Source organism: Rhizobacter sp. (assembly GCF_031412495.1).
Taxonomy (GTDB): domain Bacteria; phylum Pseudomonadota; class Gammaproteobacteria; order Burkholderiales; family Burkholderiaceae_C; genus Schlegelella_A.
Map to the genome: position 1 here is coordinate 1 of NZ_JANODC010000066.1, position 3,199 is coordinate 3,199.

Sequence of the window (3,199 nt, forward strand, 5' to 3'; positions counted from 1 at the left end):
GCCGCTGAGCGGCCAGGCCACAAAAAAAACAACACCCGAACATGCCTCTGCTCAGCCTCGCGATCTGGCTGCCCATCGTTTCCGGCGTTCTCCTCGTGGCCTTCGGCAAGGACGAGCGCGCCGCTGCCGTTCGCTGGGGCGCCCTGGCCGCCGCGGTCGCCAGCTTCCTCGTCACGATCCCGCTCGTCACGGGGTTCGACACGGCGACCGCGGCAATGCAATTCACCGAGCGTCAACCGTGGATCGGACGCTTCAACGTCTGGTACCTGCTCGGCGTCGACGGGCTCTCGGTCTGGTTCGTGCTGCTCACCGCCTTCATCACGGTGATCGTGGTCGTGTCGGCATGGCAGGTCATCACCGAGCGCGTGAACCAGTACATGGGCGCCTTCCTGATCCTCTCGGGGCTGCTCGTCGGCGTGTTCTCGGCGCTCGACGGCCTGCTGTTCTACGTCTTCTTCGAAGCCACCTTGATCCCGATGTACCTGATCATCGGCGTCTGGGGCGGGCCGAGGCGCGTCTACGCCGCCTTCAAGTTCTTCCTCTACACGCTGGCCGGCTCGCTGCTCATGCTGGTGGCCCTGATCTACCTGTACTACAAGTCGGGCGGCAGCTTCGACATCCTCGCCTGGCACCGGCTGCCGCTGCCGATCGACGCGCAGGTGCTGCTGTTCTTCGCCTTCTTCCTCGCCTTCGCGGTCAAGGTGCCGATGTGGCCGGTGCACACCTGGCTGCCCGACGCCCACGTCGAGGCGCCCACCGGCGGCTCGGTCGTGCTGGCGGCGATCATGCTGAAGCTCGGCGCCTACGGCTTCCTGCGCTTCTCGCTGCCGATCACGCCGGATGCCAGCCACCAGTGGGCCTGGTTCATCGTCGCCCTGTCGCTCGTCGCCGTCGTCTACATCGGCCTCGTCGCGCTGGTGCAAACGGACATGAAGAAGTTGGTCGCCTATTCGTCGATCGCGCACATGGGCTTCGTCACGCTCGGCTTCTTCATGTTCAACGAGCTGAGCACATCTGGCGCGATCGTGCAGATGATCTCGCACGGCTTCGTCTCGGGCGCCATGTTCCTGTGCATCGGCGTCCTCTACGACCGTGTCCACTCGCGCGAGATCGCCGACTACGGCGGCGTCGTCAACACGATGCCGAAGTTCGCCGCCCTGGCCGTCTTCTTCGCCATGGCCAACTGCGGCCTGCCGGGGACGGCCGGCTTCGTCGGCGAGTGGATGGTCATCCTCGGCACCGTGAAGGTGAACTTCTGGATCGCGGCCCTCGCTTCGACGACGCTGATCTGGGGCGCCGCTTACACCCTGTGGATGGTCAAGCGGGTCTACTTCGGCGCCATTGCCAACGAGAACGTGCGCAACCTCGTCGACCTGAACCGGCGCGAGTTCGCCATGCTCGGCCTGCTCGCCGCCGTCGTGCTCGCCATGGGCCTGTACCCGAAGCCGTTCACCGACGTCATGCACGCCTCCGTGGTCGAACTGCTGCGTCACGTGTCCACGACCAAGCTCGCCAACTGATGCATCGCCCCGGACCATGAACTGGCAAGCTGTCTATCCCGAGATCCTCCTGCTGACGATGGCCTGCGTCGTCGCGCTGGTCGACCTATGGGCGCCCGGGCGCGACCGCATCGTCACCTACTGCCTGACCCAGGGTTCGCTGTTCCTGGTGGCCCTGCTGCAGCTCTGGTACGTCGACCAGAAGCTGATGCTTTACGCGATGGACCGGATGGTCGTCGCCGACCCGATGGGCCACCTGCTCGGCCTGTTCGCCACGCTGGCGATCATGGTCAGCCTGGTCTACGCCCGCCCGTACGCGGCCCATCGCGACATGCTGAAGGGCGAGCTGTTCACGCTGTCGATGTTCTCGCTGCTGGGCATCCTCGTCATGCTCTCGGCCAACAACTTCCTGGTCGTCTACCTCGGCCTGGAGCTGATGTCGCTGTCGCTCTACGCGCTGGTCGCCATGCGCCGCGACGACACCGGCGCGACGGAAGCGGCGATGAAGTACTTCGTGCTCGGGGCGCTGGCGAGCGGCTTCCTGCTCTACGGGCTGTCGATGATGTACGGGGCGACCGGGTCGCTCGAGATCAGCGAGGTCTTCAAGGCGATCGGGACCGGCCGCATCGAGCGATCGGTCCTCGTCCTCGGCGTCGTCTTCGTCGTCGCCGGGCTGGCCTTCAAGCTCGGCGCCGTGCCCTTCCACATGTGGGTGCCCGACGTCTACCAGGGCGCGCCGACCGCGGTGACGCTGCTCGTCGGCGGTGCGCCCAAGCTCGCGGCCTTCGCCATCACGATCCGCCTGCTCGTGGAGGGAATGATCGGCCTCGCGCTCGACTGGCAGCAGATGCTGGTCTTCATCTCGGTCGCCTCGATGCTGCTCGGCAACCTCGCCGCGATCGCCCAGACCAACATCAAGCGCATGCTGGCGTACTCGACCATCGCGCAGGTCGGCTTCATGCTCCTCGGCCTGATCCCGGGCGTGGTCAGCGGCAACACGATGTCGGCGGGCAACGCCTACAGCTCGGCCATGTTCTACGTCGTCACCGACGTGCTGACGACGCTCGGCACCTTCGGCGTGATCATGCTGCTCTCGCGCGCCGGGCACGAGGCGGAGCGCATCGACGACTTCCGCGGCCTGGCCCGGCGCAGCCCCTGGTTCGCCGGCGTGATGGCGGTCTTCATGTTCTCGCTCGCAGGCATCCCGCCGACGGTCGGCTTCTACGCCAAGCTCGCCGTGCTGCAGGCGCTGGTGTCGACCAACGTCGCCGGCCTGATCTGGCTGGCGGTCGTCGCCGTCGTGCTGTCGCTGCTCGGCGCCTTCTACTACCTCCGCGTCGTCAAGGTCATGTACTTCGACGAGCCCGTCGACGTCCACCCGCTCGGTGGCGCCCGGGATGTCCGCATCATGCTGTCGCTGAACGGCGCCGCGGTGCTGCTGCTCGGCATCCTGCCCGGCGGCCTGATGTGGCTCTGCGAGCAGGCCATCGTGCAGATGTTCGCGACATGAGCGCGCGTACAGGAGACACCGTCGCGGCCGCCGATGCCGACATGCCGCACCTGCGCGAGACGACGCTGGAGTCGATCTCGGTCTGGCGCGGCGCCTTTCTCGATGTGCGCCAGGACCGGGTCGGCCTGCCCGACGGCACGAGCGCCCGCCGCGAGTACATCGTCCACCCGGGTGCGGTGATGATCGTGCC

At 66.6% G+C, this 3,199-nt stretch carries 2 protein-coding genes and 1 pseudogene; all 3 read left to right on the top strand.

The window, feature by feature from the left end:
* Window positions 1-41: 41 nt before the first annotated feature.
* Window positions 42-1,520: an NADH-quinone oxidoreductase subunit M gene (locus tag AC30N0_RS02445; protein WP_489516349.1), complete on the top strand. Its 1,479-nt coding sequence runs from the start codon at window positions 42-44 to the stop codon at window positions 1,518-1,520.
* Window positions 1,521-1,536: 16 nt separating this feature from the next.
* A complete protein-coding gene (gene nuoN, locus AC30N0_RS02450) occupies window positions 1,537-3,009 on the top strand; it encodes an NADH-quinone oxidoreductase subunit NuoN (RefSeq protein WP_489516350.1) in 1,473 nt (490 codons plus the stop codon).
* A pseudogene (locus AC30N0_RS02455) lies at window positions 3,006-3,199 on the top strand (ADP-ribose pyrophosphatase); the annotation flags it as partial. The gene nuoN and the pseudogene AC30N0_RS02455, both read left to right, overlap by 4 nt.

What these genes read in the sequence shown, in the direction of transcription:
- nuoN (WP_489516350.1), top strand. Translation starts at nt 1,537, where the DNA reads ATGAACTGGCAAGCTGTCTATCCCGAGATCCTCCTGCTGACGATGGCC.
- AC30N0_RS02445 (WP_489516349.1), top strand. Translation starts at nt 42, where the DNA reads ATGCCTCTGCTCAGCCTCGCGATCTGGCTGCCCATCGTTTCCGGCGTT.